The 20,367-nt window shown below is 68.4% G+C and carries 15 protein-coding genes; 12 read left to right on the forward strand and 3 right to left on the reverse strand.

The window, feature by feature from the left end:
• The first annotated feature begins 180 nt into the window (after positions 1-180).
• Complete coding sequence (locus WS91_RS10035; protein ID WP_038745421.1) at positions 181-1,392, forward strand: Rieske 2Fe-2S domain-containing protein; 1,212 nt, start codon at positions 181-183, stop codon at positions 1,390-1,392.
• A 327-nt stretch (positions 1,393-1,719) separates the two neighbouring features.
• On the forward strand, positions 1,720-2,955 hold the full coding sequence (locus WS91_RS10045; protein ID WP_038745423.1) for a 3-oxoacyl-[acyl-carrier-protein] synthase III C-terminal domain-containing protein: 1,236 nt from the start codon (positions 1,720-1,722) through the stop codon (positions 2,953-2,955).
• Between the two features lie 117 nt (positions 2,956-3,072).
• Here WS91_RS10045 and WS91_RS10050 read toward each other — a convergent pair whose 3' ends face one another.
• Entirely contained in the window at positions 3,073-4,203 is a 1,131-nt protein-coding gene (locus tag WS91_RS10050) for a 4-hydroxyphenylpyruvate dioxygenase family protein (RefSeq protein ID WP_052145028.1), read from the reverse strand.
• A gap of 424 nt (positions 4,204-4,627) precedes the next feature.
• Here WS91_RS10050 and shiA point away from each other — a divergent pair, with 424 nt between their 5' ends.
• A complete protein-coding gene (gene shiA / locus WS91_RS10055) occupies positions 4,628-5,935 on the forward strand; it encodes a shikimate transporter (RefSeq protein ID WP_038745427.1) in 1,308 nt (435 codons plus the stop codon).
• Between the two features lie 55 nt (positions 5,936-5,990).
• Positions 5,991-6,761 carry an IclR family transcriptional regulator domain-containing protein gene (locus tag WS91_RS10060; protein WP_038745429.1) on the forward strand — a complete coding sequence of 257 codons (771 nt, stop codon included), beginning with the start codon at positions 5,991-5,993 and terminating at the stop codon, positions 6,759-6,761.
• A gap of 365 nt (positions 6,762-7,126) precedes the next feature.
• Here the strand turns inward: WS91_RS10060 and WS91_RS10065 are convergent, their stop codons facing one another.
• On the reverse strand, positions 7,127-7,261 hold the full coding sequence (locus WS91_RS10065; RefSeq protein ID WP_010109044.1) for an entericidin A/B family lipoprotein: 135 nt from the start codon (positions 7,259-7,261) through the stop codon (positions 7,127-7,129).
• A gap of 304 nt (positions 7,262-7,565) precedes the next feature.
• On the opposite strand from WS91_RS10065, the gene WS91_RS10070 reads away from it, so the two are divergent.
• The 4 genes from WS91_RS10070 to WS91_RS10085 all read left to right on the forward strand — a co-directional run bounded on the left by WS91_RS10070 (position 7,566) and on the right by WS91_RS10085 (position 12,786).
• Positions 7,566-8,861 (forward strand): aspartate carbamoyltransferase, encoded by a 1,296-nt coding sequence (locus tag WS91_RS10070; RefSeq protein ID WP_059670204.1) that lies wholly within the window; start codon positions 7,566-7,568, stop codon positions 8,859-8,861.
• A 253-nt stretch (positions 8,862-9,114) separates the two neighbouring features.
• Positions 9,115-11,361 carry a TonB-dependent receptor gene (locus tag WS91_RS10075; protein WP_038745435.1) on the forward strand — a complete coding sequence of 749 codons (2,247 nt, stop codon included), beginning with the start codon at positions 9,115-9,117 and terminating at the stop codon, positions 11,359-11,361.
• Between the two features lie 4 nt (positions 11,362-11,365).
• Entirely contained in the window at positions 11,366-12,106 is a 741-nt protein-coding gene (locus tag WS91_RS10080) for a tetratricopeptide repeat protein (RefSeq protein ID WP_038745437.1), read from the forward strand.
• A complete protein-coding gene (locus tag WS91_RS10085; protein WP_038745440.1) occupies positions 12,103-12,786 on the forward strand; it encodes a Fe2+-dependent dioxygenase in 684 nt (227 codons plus the stop codon). Before WS91_RS10080 ends, WS91_RS10085 begins: the two co-directional genes overlap by 4 nt.
• Positions 12,787-13,122: 336 nt before the next feature.
• Here WS91_RS10085 and WS91_RS10090 read toward each other — a convergent pair whose 3' ends face one another.
• A complete protein-coding gene (locus tag WS91_RS10090) occupies positions 13,123-13,698 on the reverse strand; it encodes a cysteine hydrolase family protein (protein WP_038745443.1) in 576 nt (191 codons plus the stop codon).
• A gap of 359 nt (positions 13,699-14,057) precedes the next feature.
• On the opposite strand from WS91_RS10090, the gene WS91_RS10095 reads away from it, so the two are divergent.
• The 4 genes from WS91_RS10095 to WS91_RS10105 all read left to right on the forward strand — a co-directional run bounded on the left by WS91_RS10095 (position 14,058) and on the right by WS91_RS10105 (position 20,219).
• Positions 14,058-14,660 (forward strand): nucleotidyltransferase family protein, encoded by a 603-nt coding sequence (locus WS91_RS10095; protein WP_059582000.1) that lies wholly within the window; start codon positions 14,058-14,060, stop codon positions 14,658-14,660.
• 103 nt (positions 14,661-14,763) lie between these two features.
• A complete protein-coding gene (locus WS91_RS36765) occupies positions 14,764-14,913 on the forward strand; it encodes a hypothetical protein (protein WP_162836169.1) in 150 nt (49 codons plus the stop codon).
• Between the two features lie 796 nt (positions 14,914-15,709).
• Positions 15,710-17,263, forward strand: coding sequence for a methyl-accepting chemotaxis protein (locus WS91_RS10100; protein ID WP_059670206.1), 1,554 nt, complete (start codon positions 15,710-15,712; stop codon positions 17,261-17,263).
• A gap of 1,111 nt (positions 17,264-18,374) precedes the next feature.
• Positions 18,375-20,219: a peptidoglycan D,D-transpeptidase FtsI family protein gene (locus tag WS91_RS10105; protein WP_059582010.1), complete on the forward strand. Its 1,845-nt coding sequence runs from the start codon at positions 18,375-18,377 to the stop codon at positions 20,217-20,219.
• Positions 20,220-20,367 lie beyond the last annotated feature (148 nt).

Consider the following 20,367-nt stretch of genomic DNA (forward strand, 5'->3'; position numbering starts at 1 on the left):
CGCCGCCTTGGTCCGCCCATCCGGCGACATCGCTCGCGGGCGGCGCGTTGCGCACGCGACGCCGCGCCACACGACAAGCGTTCGCCGCCGCCCTCCGAGATCCGGCCCGCGCGCGCCGGAACCGCTCGCCACCGGAAGGAAACTGGCAACGGCACCGCATCTCGACGACAGGAGTTCGACATGCACTCACTGAAACTGAAAATCACCGAGACCGACACCACGCACGGCAACCGCCCGCGACAGCCGAACGACGACTTGCGCAAGAACTGGTGGCCCGTCGCTTACTCGCACGACGTGGGCTCGACGCTACCGCACGGCATCTCGCTATTCGGCGAGCCGCTCGCGCTGTTCCGCAACGCGAGCGGCCGCGTTCAATGCTTGCAGGACTTGTGCCCGCACAAATCGGTGCCGTTGTCGATCGGCACGGTCGAAGACGGACACATCGTCTGCCGCTACCATGGCTGGCAGTTCAACGGCGCCGGCCAATGCAGCCATCCGAGCGGCATGTCGAATCGCATGGACGCGTGCCGATACAGCTATCCGGCGCTCGACGACGGCCTGCTGATCTGGATCTATCCGGACGCGTCGGAGCCGATCCCGTTCGTACAGCCGCTCACGCGCCTCATCGGCGACGACGCGCCATTGCCGGCCTGCTTCAGGGCGGACGTGTTCGACTTCAACCAGCCGTGGGATCTGTGGACGGCGGGATTCCTCGACCTGCTGCACACGAGGCACGTGCACCGCAGAAGCGTGGCGGGCGAGCGGCATCAGAATCTGCGCTATCACTACGATCCGGAGCTCTCGCCGGCCGCGACGCTCGCGCAGCCGCACTTGAGCGAATGGTACGCGGTCCATATCTATCTGCTGATCGTCCCCACGCGTGAGCATTCGAACCGGCACTTCCTGATGATGATGCCTTCGTCGAAGAAGCTCGCCACGCCGCTCGCGAAGGTGATCTTCAATCTGACGACGCCGCGCAAGGCGTTCACGAGCGCGATCGCCTACGAGGATTTCTATGTCGCCGAAAAGCAGTTCGAGCGCTTGCAGCAAGGCGCGAGCCGCTTCGGCATCGGCGGCACATCGCAGTTGTCCGACAAGTTCGTCGCGTGGTACCGCGAGCACTACAACGACAAGGTCTGGTTCAAGCGTTATGGCCCGGAGGGCGTCGTGCTTGACGCGCTCGACAGCCTCGAAACCCGATTGACGCGCACGCAAAAGGACACCGCAGTCGAGATCGCGTCGATGCAAAGCGGGCTGCGCTGGAACGTTCGCGACATCGGCATGGAATCGCAACTGCCGCGGCCGTTCACATGGGGCAAGCGCAAGCCGGTTGAATTCGCGGTGCAGCGCTTGCGCGACTACGTCGGCATCGCGCTGCAGGGCAAGAAATGATTCGCGTGCGACGCTCGCCGCGCGGAGCAGTCCGGCCCGCGCGCATCGCGGGGCTCGCCGGGCCGCTCGCGCGCGGCCGATAGCGCGTCTTCTCGAATCGCCCGCGCGCCGCTCCGGCCCTGGGCCTCATCGATCGGCCAACGCGCGAGGCCGCCTCGGACGAATCGTCGCCGGTTCGCTCGCCGGCGGGCTAGCGCGCCGATCGGCGCGCGTCGGCCGGGGACGCGCGGCAGCCCCGAGGCGCGCCCCGGCGCGCGTTCCGCACAAGCCGCCGCGACGCCGTTTGCCGTTCCCGACACCATCCCCCACTCGAACAGGGAGATCGCCATGGCCCAATCACTCGACGTCGTGCTGACGGATTTCCGTTCCGAACAATTGTCGCCGCCGATGCCGCAGGCTCGATCGCTCGACTACATCGCATGGCTCATCGAGCAAAAGAGCGGCCGGGAATCGAGCCGCTTTGAAGTCGAACGCGACGATGTCGATGTCGGCGACGCCGTCCGGACCGATCTGTCGTCCTACATTCGCGATCGCGTCTGGCATTATGGCGTCGCGCCCGAGCACATCGGCCACCGGCAACTGCACGCGCTTCCCTCGTCGACCCGCTTGAACGGCGATCCGGACACGTGGGACCGTGCGGTCTTCAACGAAGTCGGCGTCGAGTCGCCGCGCGGGCGCGGGCTCGGCGAGCGCCTCGACTACTTCGCGGAAGTCGCCGACACATGTTTCGAGCGCTTCTACCAAAACGAGCGCGAGGCGCCGGACGACATCATCCATGTGAGCTGCTCCGGCTACCTGTCGCCGAGCGCCGCGCAAAAGCTCGTGTCGCGCAAGCGCTGGCTCTCGACGAACGTCACGCACTCGTACCACATGGGCTGCTACGGCGCGTTTCCGCCCGTTCACATGGCGTCCGGTTATCTGTCCGCCGCGCATTGCCTGCTGCCGAAACCGAAGCGCCGCGTCGACGTCGTGCACACCGAGCTGCTGTCGATCCACGGCGACTTTTCGGATCTGTCGAGCGGCAACCTCGTCACGCTCACCCTGTTCGCGGACGGGTTCATCAAGTATTCCGCGTATCGCGGCGACGAAGCGCGCCGCCGGCACAAGCGCGGGCTGCGCCTGCTCGCGGCGGAAACCGCGATCATCGAAGCGTCGACCCACGAGATGACCTGGAAGCCCGGCGAGCACAATTTCGAGATGTATCTGTCGCGACGCGTGCCGCTCTACATACGCGACGCGATCGCGCCGCTCTTCACGAAGCTGTGCGGCCAATGCGGAATCGACTTCGCGCGCGAGCGCAACGCGCTGCTCTACGCGATCCATCCCGGCGGGCCGAAGATTCTCGATCATATCGTCGCGAGCCTCGGCGTCGATCGCGCGCGGATGCACTGGAGCTGGGACGTGCTGAAGCAGTGCGGCAACATGTCGTCGGCGACTGTGCCGCACATCTGGCAGGCGATGCTCGGCGACGACGCGGTGCCCGTCGGCGGCAAGATCGTGTCGGTGGCGTTCGGACCGGGGCTCACCGCGACATCGCTGCTGTTCGAGAAGATCGACGGATGAGCGGCGCCGGCGGCGGGGTGCCCGTTGGCAGGTTCGTACGTGCGTCCGCGCGCGAAGCGCTGTCGCCCGCCCCGGCGAGTCCGCCGCAAACGCATGCGGGCGACGCCGCGAATCCGCTCAGCCGCCCGCGCCCCGCGCGTGCGCGAGCGCGCGCAGGTTGCCCTCGCCGAAGCCGTGATGCCCCTGCCGCTGGACGATCTCGAAGAAGATCTCGCCGGGCCGCCGCTTGACGAAGGTCTGGAAGAAAAGCTGCGGCACGCCGTCGTCGCCGATCTCACCGTCGACCAGGATGCCGCGCGTGCGCAGCGCGTCGACGTCGATCCGGCAGCCGGGCAGCCGCGCGTCGATCTCGTCGTAATAGCGCGCCGGCGGCTCGACGAACTCCACGCCGTTCGCGACGAGCGCGTCGGTGCACGCGAGGATGTCGTCGGTCGCGAGCGCGATGTGCTGAACGCCCTCGCCCGGATGGTCGGGCAGGTATTCGTGCATCAGCTCGGTGCGCCGCGCGCCCTCCTCGTACACCGGAATCCGCACGTCGCCGCACGGCGACACCATTACCCGCGATTCCTCCGACACGTGCCAGTTCGCGTTGAGCTCGTGGATCTCGCGGAAATGCAGCAGATCGCGATAGAAATCGAGCCACTCCTGCATCCGGCCGCTGCCGACCGTCTGCGTCAGGTGGTCGACCTGCCGCAGGCCCGTGCCGACGTAGTCGAGGTCGGCCTGCGCGGTCGCGACGTCGATCGGGCGAAAATCGACGTCGAAGATCGAGATGTCGCCGACGCCGCCGCGCAGCCCGCCCCGCCCGCGCCAGCGGTCGACGAAATGGATGTGCGACGCGCCGATCCCCTGGATCGCCGGAATCGTCAGCTCGCCGACGCCGATCCGCTCGCCCTCGAACGCCCACGCACCGAGCTCGATCGCGCGGTCGAACGCGCGCTGCGCGTTGTCGACGCGGATGCCGATCGCGCAGACGCCCGTGCCGTATTCGTCCGCGTAGCGCGCGGCGAACGAGTCGGGCTCCGCGTTGACGAGGAAGTTCATGTGCCCCTGGCGGTACAGCGTGACCGCCTTGCTGACGTGGCGCGCGATCGCCTTGAAACCGAGCTGCCCGAGGCGTCGCGCGAGCGCGTCGGGCTCGCGCGACGCGAATTCGACGAACTCGAGTCCGGCCATCCCGAGTGGATTGTCGCCCGGCGGGCCGGTAAACGCGGGGGCGCTGGACGGGGAGCTGGCGGGGCTGGGCATCGGTGTCTCCTGGGCTGGCGGTAGATCTTACGCGACCTGCGATCGGCGCGGCTGTGCGCAATCGCGGCGGCGCGGCGCGACGGCGGGCGATCGTCGATTGCCGGACGGCGCCGGCAATTTTAACCAAATCGTTCACGATGCCAAGCGGTGTCGACGCGCGGCGCGCATCGGCCGCCCGCCCAGGGCCTGTTCACGCCGGCGACGGGCTTGCGCCGGCCTAGTGCAAACCCCGAAACCGTTCGATAATCGCACGCCTGCGTTCGATGATCGTTCATCATGACGTGCCGTTCCGTTGCTCCGAAGCCGCCGCCGCTCCTATGCTGCGTGTCAACCCGGCACGACGGCTTGCGCGAGCCGCGTCGGCCACGCCGCAGACGCGTCGCGGCCGCGGCGGCCATGCGCCGACGACAACAGGAGACAAGGAATGACCCCAGCATTTGACGCAGCCGGCGCGGTCGGCGCCGAACCCATCCACAAGAACCAGGCCCGCAAGGCCGCGATCGGCAGCTTCGTCGGCGCGGTCGTCGACTGGTACGACTTCCTGCTGTACGGCATCGTCGCCGCGCTCGTGTTCAACCACGCGTTCTTCCCGAACGTCGGCCCGACGATGGGCACGCTCGCCGCATTCGCGACGTTCGGCGTCGGGTTCCTGTTCCGGCCGCTCGGCGGCGTCGTGTTCGGCCACTACGGCGATCGGCTCGGCCGCAAGCGGATGCTCGTGCTGACCGTGATGCTGATGGGCTTGTCGACGGTCGCGATCGGCCTGCTGCCGAGTTTCGGCACGATCGGCTGGTGGGCGCCCGTGCTGCTCGTCGCGCTGCGCGCGGTGCAGGGCTTCGCGGTCGGCGGCGAATGGGGCGGCGCGGCGCTGATGGCGGTCGAAAGCGCGCCGCAGAAGCAAAAGGCGTTCTACAGCAGCGGCGTGCAGGTGGGCTACGGCGTCGGTCTCGTGCTCGCGACGGGCATCGTGTCGATCCTGAGCCACACGCTCGGCGACGCCGCGTTCCGCGCGTGGGGCTGGCGGCTGCCGTTCGTGTTCAGCATCGTGCTCGTGCTGATCGGCCTGTGGGTGCGCGCGAGCATGGACGAATCGCAGGAATTCGTCGAGAAGGTCGAGCACGGCCGCCGCAAGCTGAAGCTGCCGGTGATCGAGGCGCTGACCCGCCATCCGAAGGCGTTCCTCTACATCGTCGCGCTGCGCCTCGCCGAGCTGTTCACGATGTACATCGTGACCGCGTTCGCGCTCAGCTATTCGACGTCGAACCTCGGCATGTCGCGCGACCTGTTCCTGAACATCGGCCTTCTCGTGGGCGCGATCAGCTGCGTGACGATCCCCTGCTTCGCGTGGCTCGCCGACCGCTTCGGGCTGCGCCGCGTCTACATCGTCGGCGCGCTCGTCGGGCTCGCGAGCGCGGTGCCGTTCTTCGTCGCGCTCGAGGCGCGCGCGACCGTCTGGATCGTGATCTTCTCGGTGATGCTCGCGAACGTCGCGCACGACATGGTCGTGAGCGTCCAGCAACCGCTCTTCACCGAGCTGTTCGGCGCCGAGTACCGCTACAGCGGCGCGGGCGTCGGCTATCAGTTCGCGAGCGTCGTCGGCGGCGGCTTCACGCCGTTCATCGCGGTCGCGCTCGTCAGCTTCGGCGGCGGCTCGTGGCACCTCGTCGCCGCGTATCTCGCGATCGGCTGCCTGATCTCGACGTTCGTCGCCGCGCGGATGCGCGCCGCCTGAGCGCCGGCGGCCGAACGTGCATGAAAAGCGTCCGTGAAACACCCATGAGCCGAGCATGAAGAAGACGCCGCTCGACAAGCGCGACTGGATCGCGGGCCTCGAAAAGGGCCTCGCGATCCTCGAGGCGTTCGACAGCCAGCACGCGCGGATGACGCCGACCCAGGCCGCCGCGCGCACCGGCCTGACGCGCACCGCCGCGCGCCGCTATCTGCTCACGCTCGAATCGCTCGGCTACGTGTACACGGACGGGCGGCTCTACGGGCTCACGCCGCGCGTGCTGCGGGTGGGCTGGTCGTACTTCGACTCGGCGCGGCTGCCGCGCACCGTGCAGCCGTATCTGCAGCAACTGAGCGCGACGCTCAACGAATCCGCGTACGTGAGCGTGCTCGACGAATGGGAGCTCGTCGTGATCGCGCGCAACGGCGTGTCGCGCGTGATGACGACGGGCTTCGTGCTCGGCGCGCGCGTGCCCGCGCCGCTGATCTCGCCGGGCGTCGTGCTGCTCGCGTACAAGGACGACCAGGACGCGGTGCGCGCGTGGCTCGACTCGACCGAGTTCCCGCCGTTCACGCCGCACACGCTGACGAACCAGTCGCGCCTGCAGGAGAAGATCGACCGCGCGCGCATCGACGGCTATGCGTTGATCGAGCAGCAGTTGCAGGTCGGCGTGCGCGGAATCGCGGTGCCGCTCAAGAACCGCCAGGGCGAGGTCGTCGCCGCGCTCAGCACCAACATGCCGATCGGCGGCGAAAGCGCCGAAGCCGCGCTCGAGCGCGTGCTGCCGCCCCTGCAGGAAACCGCGCTCGCGATGATGAACGTGCTGTGATGTGACGCGCGTGCGCGCCGGATGTCGCGGGCCGTGCGCCATGCGCCGTGCGCCGTGAGTCGTGCACCGTGAGTCATGCGCCGTGAGTCATGCGCCATGGGTCGCGGGCCGAATGTCGCGCGCCGCCGAATGCCGGCTGCCGCGGCCGGAACGCGGCGCGCCGATCCGGCTGGCCGAGCCGTGCGCGCGGTTCGCCGGTCTGGGACGCCCGCTCGAAGGAGAGCCGACGACGAGGCCGGCGAATCATGGCGCGCGCGGCCCGGCCTTCGCGCCCGCCCGAAACGACGCGGGCCCGGCATCGCGCCGGGCCCGCCGATACCGCCGCCGTCACGGCGGCGATTCCCTCAACGGGAAAACGACCTCGCTTACTTCGCCTTCTCGGCCGTATCCGAGATCGCCTGGCCGCCCTTCGAAATGTCCTGGCCGACGCCCGCGATCGTGTTGCAGCCGGCAAGCGCGGCGGTCAGGATCAGCAGGGCGGCGGCAATCGCGCGGTTCATTCTCACTCTCCTTGTCAATGCGGGCGCTTGGCGTGCGACCGACGTATCCGAATCCGCCCGCGCCAAGGCGCGGGGACTGGTCCCGATTATACGGACGGGCCGCGCCGCACGGGGCAAAGCAATTGTTAAACGTGTCGCGGCTCGTACGGCGGCTTCGTGCGCCGCGCCGCCGTCCGTCATCCGTCATCCGTCATCCGTCATCCGTCATCCGTCATCCGTCAACTCGTTCGCATTTTCCGCTTGACTTCGGCCGCTGTCGACCTACCATACGCATCGCGTATATTTTAGAGAGCCGAGCCGACTGATGACCGTTCCTCAACAAGCGTTCCTGCGCGACGCGATGCGCCGCCTCAACATGACCCGCGACGCGTTCGCGAACCGCATCGGCATTAGCCGCCGCGCACTCGACACATGGCTTTTGCCCGACGATTCGCAGGAATCTCGCGGGATGCCAGAAATCGTCGAGCGCTTCGTCTCCGAGATCGTCGCGCGCCCGGAATCCGCCGAAGTCTATACGCATCGCGTAGATGCTCCGCCGCCGCTCGCAAGCCAGTTTCTGTTCGAAGGCAAGCCGCAACTGCTGTCGGTCGACCAGTTCTCGCGCGACTCGGTCGAGGCGCTCTTTCGGGTCGCCGACGTGATGCAGCCGATCGCCCGCCGCCGCAAGATTTCGCGCGTGCTCGAGGGCGCGGTGCTCGGCAATCTGTTCTTCGAGGCGAGCACGCGCACGCGCGTATCGTTCGGCGCCGCGTTCTGCCGGCTCGGCGGCTCGGTGTGCGACACGACGGGCTTCACGTTCTCGTCGATGGCGAAAGGCGAATCGATCTACGACACGAGCCGCGTGATGGCGGGCTACGTCGACGCGCTCGTGATCCGCCACCCCGAGCAAGGCTCCGTCGCCGAGTTCGCGCGCGCGACCAACCTGCCCGTGATCAACGGCGGCGACGGCCCCGGCGAGCATCCGAGCCAGGCGCTCCTCGACCTGTACACGATCCAGCGCGAATTCTCGCGGCTCGGCAAGATCGTCGACGGCGCGCACATCGCGCTCGTCGGCGATCTGAGGTACGGGCGCACCGTTCACTCGCTCGTCAAGCTGCTCGCGCTGTATCGCGGGCTCAAGTTCACGCTCGTATCGCCGCCGACGCTCGAAATGCCCGCGTACATCGTCGATCAGATCTCGAAGAACGGCCACGTGGTCGAGGAGACGCACGACCTCGCGGCGGGCCTGAAGGGCGCGGACGTCGTCTACGCGACGCGAATCCAGAAGGAGCGCTTCACCGACGAATCGTTCGAAGGCTACACGCCGGATTTCCAGATCAACCAGGCGCTCGTCGACACCGCGTGCGGCCGCGACACGCTGATCATGCACCCGCTGCCGCGCGACAGCCGCCCGGGCGCGAACGACTTGTCGACCGATCTGAACCGCGACCCGCGCCTCGCGATCTTCCGCCAGACCGACAACGGGATTCCGGTGCGCATGGCGATCTTCGCGGTGCTGCTCGGCGTCGAGCATCTGGTCCAGCACTCGATGCGCGACGCGACCTGGCGCCCGCCCGCGTATCTCGGGCCCGAGGACGCGACGTTCCACGGAATCGACTGATTCCGGCGCGCAGGGCGGCGCGCAGGCGGGTTCGCGCCCGCCTGCGCGTAGCCAGCCGCTTGTTCCTTATCTTTCAATCAGATAGCCGGTTTTTCGGCGATTGCTCAAGAAAACGTAACAAGAACGCTTCTCATTTATAAAAATATTCACTAAAATGGCGCCCGAAAACAATTTGTAATATTCGGGTGGGGTGCGTCGCGCACCGGCGGTTGCTTCGCCCGATCGAGTCACATCTGGCGAGGAAATACCACTGATGAAGCCGCGTTCCGACGAGTTGAAGCTCGGAAAATTCACCACCCTTTGCGGCGTGCTCGCCGCGAGCCCTGCGTTCGCGCAGGACGCCGCGCCGCCCGCCGCGACCGCCGATCACGACAAGGAACTCGCGCCGATCCAAGTCAAGGGCGCCGCCGAGCACAGCTACAAGGCCGACTTTTCCTCGTCGGCGAAATTCACCGCTCCGCTCGTCGACACGCCGAAGTCCGTCACCGTGATCCCGCAGGCGCTGATCCAGAACAGCGGCGCAGCGACGCTCACCGAAGCGCTGCGCACGGTGCCCGGCATCACGTTCGGCGCGGGCGAAGGCGGCAACCCGCTCGGCGACCGCCCGTTCATCCGCGGCTACGACACACAAGGCAGCATCTTCGTCGACGGCATGCGCGACACGGGCGCGACGACGCGCGAGATCTTCAACACCGAGCGCGTCGAAATCACGAAAGGCTCGGACGGCGCGTACGGCGGCCGCGGCGGCGCGGGCGGCAGCGTCAATCTCGTCACGAAGGCGCCGCACCTCGGCACGACGGCCGAAGCGAGCGCGGGCATCGGCACCGACCGCTACCGCCGCTTCACCGCCGACGGCAACTGGCAGTTCGCCGATCACGCGGCGTTTCGCCTGAACCTGATGAGCCACAACAACGACGTCGCCGGCCGCGACGCCGTCAACAACGAGCGCTGGGGCGTCGCGCCGTCGATCGCGTTCGGTCTCGGCACGCCGACGCGCGTGACCGCGAGCTACTACCACCTGTCGACCGACGACCTGCCCGATAGCGGCATTCCGTACTTCTACACGAGCTCGAACAAGCCGGCGAACGTCGACACGATCTATCCGGCCAACGTCGACCGCCACAACTTCTACGGCCTGATCGACCGCGACTTCCGCAAGACGACGTCGGACATCAGCACGCTCAAGATCGAGCACGACATCACGCCGTCGCTGACGATCCGCAACACGACGCGCTACACGGAATCGACGCAGGACTACATCTGGACGCAGCCCGACGACAGCCAGGGCAACGTGATCAACGGCCGTGTCTGGCGGCGCAACAACAATCGCAACAGCTCGATCAACAGCATCGCGAACCTGACCGAGCTGTTCGGCGAATTCCGCACCGGCCCGTTCAAGCACAGCTTCACGACGGGCATCGAGCTGTCGCGCGAATGGGGCAAGCGCGACACGTACACCGTCGCGACGGGCACCGGCAAGATCTGCCAGCAAGGGATCGGCGCCGCGTCGGGCTACAACTGCACGAGCCTGTGGTCGCCGAACCCGAACGATCCGTGGACGGGCTCGATCACGCGCAACAACGACTACGCGCACGCGCGCACCGTCACGAAATCGATCTACGGCTTCGACACGATCGAGCTCAGCAAGCGTTGGCAGGTGAACGCCGGCGTGCGTCTCGACGACTACTCGACCCGCTTCACCGACACCCGCGCGAACGGCGGCAAGACCTACACGCGCGACGACACGCTCTTCAACTGGCAGCTCGGCCTCGTGTTCAAGCCCGCGCAGAACGGCAGCATCTATGCGTCGTACGCGACGTCGTCGACGCCCGCCGGCATGCTGCTCGGCGAAGGCTCGGAGACGCAGTCGCTCACGCCGGGCCGCGGCGGCGTCGGCTCGAACGCCGACCAGCTCGCGCCGGAGAAGAACCGCAGCATCGAACTCGGCACGAAGTGGAACGTGCTCGACGACAAGCTCTCGCTCACGGCCGCCCTCTTCCAGATCGACACGACGAACGCGCGCGTCACGCTGCCGAACGACCAGTACGCGATGGTCGGCGACAAGCGCGTGCAGGGGCTCGAACTCGGCTTCGCCGGGCAGCTCACGCGCGCGTGGCAGGTGTTCGGCGGCTACACGTACATGAAGAGCGAACTGCGCGACAACGGCAAGAACACCGCCGACAACGGCCACCAGTTCCCGCAGACGCCGAAGCACAGCTTCACGCTGTGGACGAACTACGACGTGACGCCGAAGCTCACGGTCGGCGGCGGCGCGTTCTACATGTCGAAGGTGTTCGGCGACACCGCGAACCTGCGCGCCGTGCCGTCGTACTGGCGCTTCGACGCGATGGCGCAGTACCGGATCAGCAAGAAGCTCGACGTCCGGCTGAACGTGAACAACCTGTTCAACCGCACGTACTTCGATCAGGCGTATCCGGCGCACTACGCGTCGATCGCGCCGGGCCGCTCGGCGTTCGTCACGCTGAACGCGCGCTACTGACGCGATGCGGCCGGTATCGTTGAAGGCGCTCGCATCGGCGTCGCGCGAGGATCTCGCCGGGGTCCTCGCCGGGCCGCCCGAGCGCGCGGCCGCGTGGGTCGCGGCGGCCGCGGAGAACGGGATCGTCGAGGCGCAGGCCGTCTACGGGCAATACCTGCTCGACGGCCGCGGCGTCGCACGCGACACCGCGGCCGCGCTCGAATGGTTCAAGCACGCGGCGCGCGCCGATCATCCGATGGCGATGAACATGGTCGGCCGCTGCTACGAGTTCGGCTGGGGAACGGCCGCGAGCGCGGCCGTCGCCGCGTACTGGTATCGCGAGGCCGCGCGCGCGGGGCTCGACTGGGGCATGTACAACTACGCGACGTTGCTCGCGCTCGGCAAAGGCGTCGACGAGGATCGCGCGGCCGCGCTCGAATGGTTCGAGAAGGCGGCGGCGCTCGGCCACGCGAAGTCGATCAACCTGATCGGCGGCTTCCATGAAGACGGCTGGGTCGTCGCGGCCGACCGCGACGCGGCCTTCGACTGCTACCGGCGCGCCGCCGCCGCGGGCGACTTCCGAGGCCAGTTCAACTATGCGCGCCTGCTCGGCGAGCGCGGCCGCGTGGCGGAGGCGCTCGAATGGCTCGCGCGGGTGCCGCGCACCGCGACGCCCGCGTTCGTCGCGAAGATGCGCGCGTATCTCGCGGCGTCGCCGATCGACGCGTTTCGTTCGATCGCCGCGCGGCAGGAGTTCGCGACATGATGCTTCACATTCCCGGCGTGCTGACGAAGGAGCAGGTCGCGCAATGCCGCGACGCGCTCGAGCTCGCCGACTGGACCGACGGCAATGCGACGTCCGGCGCGCAATCGGCGCTCGCGAAGCGCAACCAGCAACTGCCGGAGGGCTCGCCCGTCGCGCGCGCGGTCGGCGACGCGATCCAGGACGCGCTCGCGCGCAACGCGCTGTTCTTCTCGGCGGCGCTGCCGCTCAAGGTATTTCCGCCGCTCTTCAACCGCTACGCGGGCGGCGACGCGTTCGGCACGCATGTCGACAATGCGATCCGCCTGCTGCGCGGCACCGATTTCCGCGTGCGCAGCGACTTGTCGGCGACGCTCTTTCTCGAGGAGCCGGATGCGTACGACGGCGGCGAGCTGTGCGTCGAGGATACGTTCGGCGTCCACCGCGCGAAGCTGCCGGCGGGCGACATGGTGCTGTATCCGGCGTCGAGCCTGCATCACGTGACGCCCGTGACGCGCGGCGCGCGAATCGCGTCGTTTTTCTGGATTCAGAGCATGGTGCGCGACGACGCGGACCGCACCCTGCTGTTCCAGCTCGACACGCAGATTCAGCAATTGTCCGCGGACAAAGGCGGGCGCGATGCCAGCGTGATCGCGCTCACCGGGATTTATCACAATCTGCTGCGGCGGTGGGCCGATGCGTGACGCGTGAGGATTCGGGCGGCGTTCGGATGGGAGTCAGGAATTGCCATCGATCGCCGGCCGACATCGGATGCGGATCGGATGCGGATCGGGCGTGACGATTCCGCAGACGGTCGATTTGCGGCCGACGACCGGATAGCGCCGCTTGATCGCGGCTTGCCCTTTTCATTGTTTCGATCGGGCGAGGAAATACGCAATCACACGAAATTGCCGGCGTACGCGATTGGACGCCGGCCTGCGCGCCCGCGCACCGGGCCGCCGGCCAACCGCGCCGACGCAATCGGCATCGACGGCGGCACGCAATCGAGCCGATCGCGACGGCCGCCGCCGATTCACGCGTCAGCCGCCGAGGCGCGCCACGATGCTCGCGGCGTCCAGCACGCGCGCGTAGTCCATCGCGAGGTTGCTGAGCGACAGCGCATGGACATCCTCGGCGGCCCAGAGCCGCCCCGACAGGTCGCGCTGATCGAACGTGAAGCACGCGTCGCCCGCGACGATCGTGTCGAAGCCGAGATTGCCGGCCGAGCGCGCGGTCGATTCGACCGAGTTGTTCGTGATGACGCCCGCGATCACGAGCTGCGCGATCCCATGCTCGTGCAGCCAGCGTGCGAGCCCGGTTGCCGCAAACGCGTCGGGAACGTTCTTCTCGACCACGTGCTCGCGCGCGAGCGGCGAAAACGCGTCCTGAAACGCCGCGCCGGGTTGCCCCGGCCAGAACACCGATTCCGGCGACCGGGACACGTGCCGGACGTGCACGACCGGACGCCCGCTGCGCCTCCAGCTCGCCAGCAGCGCTTCGGCGTGCGACTCCGCGTCCGGATTGTTGCGGCGGCCGAGCTTCGGTTCGTGGATGCCTTTCTGCAAATCAATGAGCAGCAACGCGGCGCGGGCGGCAAGCAATGTGGATGCGTCCATGTGGAAAGCGAATCGATCGCGAAGATAAACCGAGCGACGATTGTATCGGCCATATCGGCCGCGTCGATAAACGGGATCGACAATGCGTCGCCGCCTGTTCTTGCTTGTCGTCGCCTGTTTTCGCTTGTCGTCGCCCGCCGTCGTATGTCGTCGTATGTCGTCGTATGTCGTCGTATGTCGTCGTTTATCGTCGCCCTTCACCTCGGGCGCCGCCCATCTCGATGCCCGCCATCCCGGCGGACTTCGGCGGCATGCCGCCCGCACCCCGCCGCTCCCGTCCGAAGAAAGGGCTTCCCCGAACTTGCGCCCCGCCCGCGCCGCACCGCACAATCGCTGCACCTTCGCCACCGCATACCGCCATGACCCATGCGTCGCTCGCCTCCGGCGTGCTGCTGGCCGCGGGCCTCGGCACCCGCTTCGATCCCGGCGGCGTGCACAGCAAGCTGCTCGCGAAGCTGCCCGACGGCACGCCCGTCGCCGTCGCGGCCGCGCAACGGCTCGCCGCCGTGCTTCCCGATGTCGTCGCGGTCGTGCGCCCCGGCGCGGAGCGGCTCGCGCACCTGCTCAACGACGCCGGCTGCCAGGTGGTGTTCGCGCCGGACGCCGAGCGCGGCATGGGCGCGAGTCTCGCGGCCGGCGTGCGCGCGCGCGCCGAAAGCCCGGGCTGGATCGTCGCGCTCGCGGACATGCCGTGGATCGCGCCGTCGACGATCGAGGCCGTCGCGCGCGCGCTCGACGCCGGGCTCGCGTCGAGCGTCGCGCCCGTCTATCGCGGGCAGCGCGGCCATCCGGTCGGCTTCGCGAGCCGCCATTACGACGCGCTCGCCGCGCTCGACGGCGACATCGGCGCCCGCGCGCTGCTGACGGCCGCGCCGCCCGCGCTCGTCGACGTCGCCGATCCGGCCGTGCTGCGCGATGTCGACACGCGCGCCGACCTGCTCGCGCCGCCGCCGCGCGACTAACGCCGCATCGCCCGGCAAACGCGCGCCCGATTGGCTATAACGGAAGACGAGACCCGGCGTGTGCCGCGCCGGTCCCCGCTTTCACCGACACTTGCCGACTTCCATGACCGATCACACCACGCCGCTGCCGGAACCGCCCGCCGACCCCACTCGCGACCCCGAGGAAGACACGCTCGCGCCGCCGTCGCCCGGCCACCATCACCACGAGAATCCGCAAAAACCGGAAGAGCCGCCGAGCAAGGACCCGGTTTGACGCGCACGCGACGCGCCGACGCGCCGCGCACGCCCCGATCGTGCGCGCGGCTCGCGCCGCGAGCCTGAGTATCGGCGTTCGTTCGGCTTCGGCTTTCGGGCTCGCACGCCGGGTGCACGCGCGAGGATCGGAAGCGCGGATCGGGAGAGAGAATCGGGAAAGCGGCGCTGGAGCGAGCTTCGAGCACGGGGCCGGCGCGCAGGCTTCGGACGCGCGCAACGGCCCACGGCCGAAACCCCGCCCGATTCGTCCCGCGCCGCCGATTCGGCCGGCCACCCTGCCGCCCGCGGCTTGAAATCGGCCTTACGCGGCGCACGTCGGTCGTCGCACGTCGGTCGTGCGGCGGCGGATGCCGGCGCTGCGCATGGCGCCGCAACGCGTTGCCGATCGCCGCCTTGCCGATCTCGCCGGCCGCCTCGTCGATCCGGGTTCGACCGACGAATCGCCATCCACGACGCGATCGGCCGGCGTGATGACCCACCGTCCCGCGCCCCTCGGCGCGCGCGGCGACGCCTGCCGGCATCCGCCAACCGCCTCTCGGAGCCCGTTTGAAAATTGATGAAATGGAGAATTCCAGCCCATCTGGACCGCGCTTGCATGCCTTGGCGACGGTTTTTTCAGAGCGGCGCTCTTCGTCGAGAAGGCTGGAAGGGCGAGAATTTGCATTTCCAAACACGCTCTCAGGGCTTGCCCGCCCGCGCCCGCACCTAGGGAATACCCGCCTGCGCCCCTCGTGCGCCGCGCCGATAAACAGGCATTCGTCCCCAAGCATCAGCCGCCTGACCGACAACAGACCATGCGCTCCCTTTCACTGAACCACAAGCTCGCGTCGATGATCGTCATTCTCTGGATCGGCCTGCTGCTGATCGGCGCGACCGGCGCGTGGCAGAACCGCGCGTCGATGATCACGGACCGGCGCGAGCAGCTCGCGAACCTGACCGCGCAGGCGTACAGCGTCAGCAGCCATTTCTACAAGCTGTCGCAGCAAAACGCGATGCCCGAAGCCGACGCGAAGCGCGCCGCGCTCGAAGCGATCGCCGCGATGCGCTACGGCAAGGACGGCTACCTGTCGGTCAACGATTCGAAGCCCGTCGTCGTGATGCATCCGATCAAGCAGGCGCTGAACGGCAAGGACGTATCGGGCTTCACCGATCCGGGCGGCAAGCATCTGTTCGTCGAGATCGTGAAGGCGGGCAACACGGAAGGCGGCCTCGGCTTCGTCGAATACATGTGGCCGAAGCCGGGCGCAGACAAGCCGATCGACAAGACGAGCGCCGTTCGCCATTTCGCGCCGTGGGACTGGTACATCGTGACCGGCATGTACATGGACGACCTGCACGCCGCCGTGCTCGCGAGCACCGGCCGCTGGCTCGCGATGACGGCCGTGCTCGGCGTCGCCGCGACGATCCTGATGGTGCTCGTGCTGCGCAGCGTGCGCCGCAGCCTCGGCGGCGATCTCGAAGCGGCCGTCGAAACCGCGCAGCGGATCGCGCAGGGCGACCTGACCGCGCACGTCGACCTCCACCACGGCGATCACGCGAGCCTCCTGCACGCGCTGCACACGATGCAGACGGCGCTCATTGACATGGTGTCGCGCGTGCGGCTCGGCACCGAGAACATCAACGTCGGCGCGTCCGAGATCGCGGCCGGCAACACGGATCTGTCGCAGCGCACCGAGCAGCAGGCGGCCGCGCTGGTCGAGACGGCGTCGAACATGGACCAGATGACGTCGAACGTGAAGCACAATGCGGACAGCGCGTCGCAGGCGGCCGAGCTCGCCAACGAGGCCGCGCAGGTCGCCACGCGCGGCAGCGCGGTCGTCGACGACGTCGTGCGGACGATGGACGAGATCACCGACGCGTCGCGCAAGATCGGCGACATCATCGGCGTGATCGACGGCATCGCGTTCCAGACCAACATCCTCGCGCTCAATGCGGCCGTCGAGGCGGCGCGCGCGGGTGAACAGGGCCGCGGCTTCGCGGTCGTCGCGGGCGAAGTGCGCACGCTCGCGCAGAGGAGCGCGACGGCGGCGAAGGAAATCAAATCGCTGATCGAGACGTCGAACACGACGGTCGAGCACGGCGCGACGCTCGTCACGCGCGCGGGCGCGACGATGACGGAGATCGTGCAGTCGGTGAAGCGCGTGAACGAGATCCTCGAGGAAATCAGCCACGCGTCGCACGAACAAAGCGCGGGCATCGATCAGGTCAACCGCGCGGTGGGCGAGATGGACCAGGTCACGCAGCAGAACGCCGCGCTCGTCGAGCAGGCGGCGGCCGCCGCGCATTCGCTGAAGGATCAGGCGGACGCGCTGCGCTCGGCGGTCGCGCTGTTCGCGCTGCCGGCCTGAGCGACGCCGGCCGATGCGATGGGCGGCTCGGCCGCCCCGGTCTTGCTTTCGCCGTCTTGCTTTCGCCGCCCGGACGGTTTCGTTGGCCGGGCGGCGTTTCCGGCCTTTCTGTCGCTCGCGGCGAGGAGCTCGCGGGCCTTTCTCCGAATCCGGTGCGTGCTCCCCGTTTGCGTTTGCACGCCGCCGCCCAGCCGCCCAACCGTCCAATCGTCCAGCCGCACCGCGCGCCGCTCGCGGCGCGTGACGTCCGGCGCGCGAGCGTTTGCCCGTTTGCCCGTTTGCCCGTGCGCGCGCCTCGCGCGCGGCCCTTTCCGCCAATCGGCCGTTTCCGCTCGCCGGACGCCGTTTCGCCCAGCGTTCGAACGCCCCTTTCTCTTCGGCTGACTTGTCCGTGCCCGCGCATGACGCCCCCCGCCGCATACGTCGCCCTCTCGACGCTTCGCGCCGCCGGCTCGCTCAGCGCGCGATCCCGCCGGACCGACACCGGGGGCCGGCCCGCGCACGCCGACGCCCAGACACGTCGCGGCAGACGCATTCGAGCTCGCGCATCGCGCCCGTCGCCGCATCCGCCGATCGCTTTCGGTTTCGGGGCGCCGGCTCGCTCCTCCGGCCGATTCCGTTCGGCGATTCCGTCGGCCGAACGCCGAATCGACCACATGCGCGGGCGATCCATTCCATTCGACCGACGTCCCCACGCCCGCTGACGTATCGCACGCCTCGTCGCATCCGCCGATCGCCGCGCGTCTAGCGCCGACGGCCTCCCACCGCCCGATGGCTTCCATCCTCGGCGCGCAAGGCAAGCGCATTCGCAACGCCTCGCCGGCCACCGTCCGCTTTCGCCGGGCAACACCGTCAATCCAGCGCCGCGCCGACGCGTCGATTCGTTCGCCGATCGCGCTCGCGCGCAACCGCGAGCGCACGCGTCGCGCACGTCACGTCTCGTAGCGCTCTCTTTCGCCGCTCGCACCGGTTCCGCGCGCCCCGCGCCCTTCTTCCACATTTGTCAGATTTTTCAATGATTTGGCAGCCAATCCAGACGAAATCATTACTCATTCATTACAATTCCATCTTCGGGACGCGATCCGCGGTCCCGCCCAGCGATAGCCAGCCCATGCGCCTGAAGAAAAAACCGAAGTCGTCCGATCCTTACGTCGCCGTCGCGAAAAGCCCGATGCTGTCGGCGAGCCTGCCGATGTGGCGCTCGAAATTCGTCGTGATCCTCGTGTTCCTCGCGTTCGGCACGCTGATCGCCCGCGCATTCTGGGTGCAGATCGCGAACCAGGATTTCTACGTCGGCCAGGGCCAGAAACGCTATCAGCGCACGATCGAGCTCGGCGCGATGCGCGGCAGCATCGTCGACCGCAACGGCGCGCTCCTCGCCGTCAGCCTGACGACCTACGAGATCTGGGCGAATCCGAAGCAGGTCGACGAGACGGCTTACGCGCCGCTCGCGAAGCTGCTCGACCTGCCGCTCGCCGAAGTGCGGCGGCGCCTGAGGAGCGACCGCTCGTTCGTGCTGCTCAAGCGCCAGGTCGATCCCGAAACGGCCGCCCGGATCGAGAAGCTCGACGTCGACGGGCTCACGCAGATCGCCGATTCGAAGCGCTTCTACCCGGAGGGCGAATCGGCCGCGCACGTCGTCGGCTTCACGAACGTCGAGGATCAGGGCCAGGAAGGCGTCGAGCTCGCCGCGAACGGGCGGCTGTCCGGCACCGCGGGCCAGCGCCAGGTGATCCGCGACCGGCTCGGCCGGATCATCTCCGACACCGGGCCGCTCGTGCCCGCGCAGCACGGCGCGACGATCGAGCTCACGGTCGACCGGCGGATTCAGCAGCTCGCGTACGCGCAGCTGAAATCCGCGATCACCGCCAACAACGCGCAGGCGGGCAGCGTCGTCGTGCTCGATGCGCAGAACGGCGAAATCCTCGCGCTCGCGAACTATCCGACGTTCGATCCGAACGACCGCTCGCGCCTCACGGGCCAGCAGTTGCGCAACCGCGCGGTGATCGACACGTTCGAGCCGGGCTCGACGATCAAGCCGCTCGTCGTCGCGCTGTCGATCGACGCGGGCAAGGTGCGGCCGCAGACGATCATCGACACGTCCCCCGGCTCGTACAAGATCGGCCCGAACGTGATTCACGACACGTCGAACCACGGCGCGATCACGGTCGCGCAGGCGCTGCAGATGTCGAGCAACATCGCGCTCGCGAAGCTCGCGCTCCACCTGCCCGCCGAGACGATCTGGAACAAGTACCAGGAATACGGAATCGGCCGCGCGCCGGAGCTGACGTTTCCCGGCGTCGCGTCCGGGCGGCTGCGCCCGTACAAGCGCTGGCGGCCGATCGAGCAGGCGACGATGGCGTACGGCTACGGGCTGTCGACGTCGCTGCTGCAGATCGCGCAGGTCTATACCGCGTACGCGGGCGACGGCACGATCCATCCCGTGTCGCTGCTCAGGACGACGGCCGATCCGCACTTCGCCGACGCGCACCGCGGCCATCGCGTGACGACGCCGGCCACCGCGGCCGCGATCCGCTCGATGCTCGAGATGGCGGTCGGCCAGGGCGGCACCGGGCGCGCCGCGCGCGTCGACGGCTATCGCATCGGCGGCAAGACCGGCACCGCGCGCAAGCAGGTGGGCGCGTCGTACGCGAAGGGGAAGTACCGCGCGCTCTTCGCGGGAATGGCGCCGATGAGCGATCCGCGCCTCATCGTCGCCGTGATGATCGACGAGCCCGCCGCGAAGAGCTATTACGGCGGCACGGTGGCGGGGCCGGTGTTCTCGTCGGTGATGAGCGGCTCGCTGCAACTGCTCGGCGTGCCGCCGGACGCGCCCGTCGCGGCCGGCAAGCCGGCGACGGGCGGCGCGAAGGCGCAGGCTCCGGCGAAGGCGCAAGCGCAAGCGCAGCCTCGGGCGCAGGCGCAGGCTCCGGCTCAAGCGAACGCAAGAACTTGAGTCGATGCACGCACTGCGGCGCGGGCAAGCGATCGCGCGTTTGCGCCGCGGTTGGCAACGGCGTCGCATCACGAGTTGGGCACGTCGGCGTTTGCATCGCGTTCGTCGCGCGGCGCTTTACGACTGATCGGCTTGCCGATTCGAGTCT

This window comes from Burkholderia sp. MSMB1498, assembly GCF_001526245.1.
GTDB lineage: Bacteria > Pseudomonadota > Gammaproteobacteria > Burkholderiales > Burkholderiaceae > Burkholderia > Burkholderia savannae.

Bases quoted from the DNA above. Each gene is read 5' to 3' on its own strand.
- WS91_RS10035 (WP_038745421.1), top strand. From the start codon at position 181: ATGCACTCACTGAAACTGAAAATCACCGAGACCGACACCACGCACGGC.
- WS91_RS10045 (WP_038745423.1), top strand. From the start codon at position 1,720: ATGGCCCAATCACTCGACGTCGTGCTGACGGATTTCCGTTCCGAACAA.
- WS91_RS10050 (WP_052145028.1), bottom strand. From the start codon at position 4,203: ATGCCCAGCCCCGCCAGCTCCCCGTCCAGCGCCCCCGCGTTTACCGGC.
- shiA (WP_038745427.1), top strand. From the start codon at position 4,628: ATGACCCCAGCATTTGACGCAGCCGGCGCGGTCGGCGCCGAACCCATC.
- WS91_RS10060 (WP_038745429.1), top strand. From the start codon at position 5,991: ATGAAGAAGACGCCGCTCGACAAGCGCGACTGGATCGCGGGCCTCGAA.
- WS91_RS10065 (WP_010109044.1), bottom strand. From the start codon at position 7,261: ATGAACCGCGCGATTGCCGCCGCCCTGCTGATCCTGACCGCCGCGCTT.
- WS91_RS10070 (WP_059670204.1), top strand. From the start codon at position 7,566: ATGACCGTTCCTCAACAAGCGTTCCTGCGCGACGCGATGCGCCGCCTC.
- WS91_RS10075 (WP_038745435.1), top strand. From the start codon at position 9,115: ATGAAGCCGCGTTCCGACGAGTTGAAGCTCGGAAAATTCACCACCCTT.
- WS91_RS10080 (WP_038745437.1), top strand. From the start codon at position 11,366: ATGCGGCCGGTATCGTTGAAGGCGCTCGCATCGGCGTCGCGCGAGGAT.
- WS91_RS10085 (WP_038745440.1), top strand. From the start codon at position 12,103: ATGATGCTTCACATTCCCGGCGTGCTGACGAAGGAGCAGGTCGCGCAA.
- WS91_RS10090 (WP_038745443.1), bottom strand. From the start codon at position 13,698: ATGGACGCATCCACATTGCTTGCCGCCCGCGCCGCGTTGCTGCTCATT.
- WS91_RS10095 (WP_059582000.1), top strand. From the start codon at position 14,058: ATGACCCATGCGTCGCTCGCCTCCGGCGTGCTGCTGGCCGCGGGCCTC.
- WS91_RS36765 (WP_162836169.1), top strand. From the start codon at position 14,764: ATGACCGATCACACCACGCCGCTGCCGGAACCGCCCGCCGACCCCACT.
- WS91_RS10100 (WP_059670206.1), top strand. From the start codon at position 15,710: ATGCGCTCCCTTTCACTGAACCACAAGCTCGCGTCGATGATCGTCATT.
- WS91_RS10105 (WP_059582010.1), top strand. From the start codon at position 18,375: ATGCGCCTGAAGAAAAAACCGAAGTCGTCCGATCCTTACGTCGCCGTC.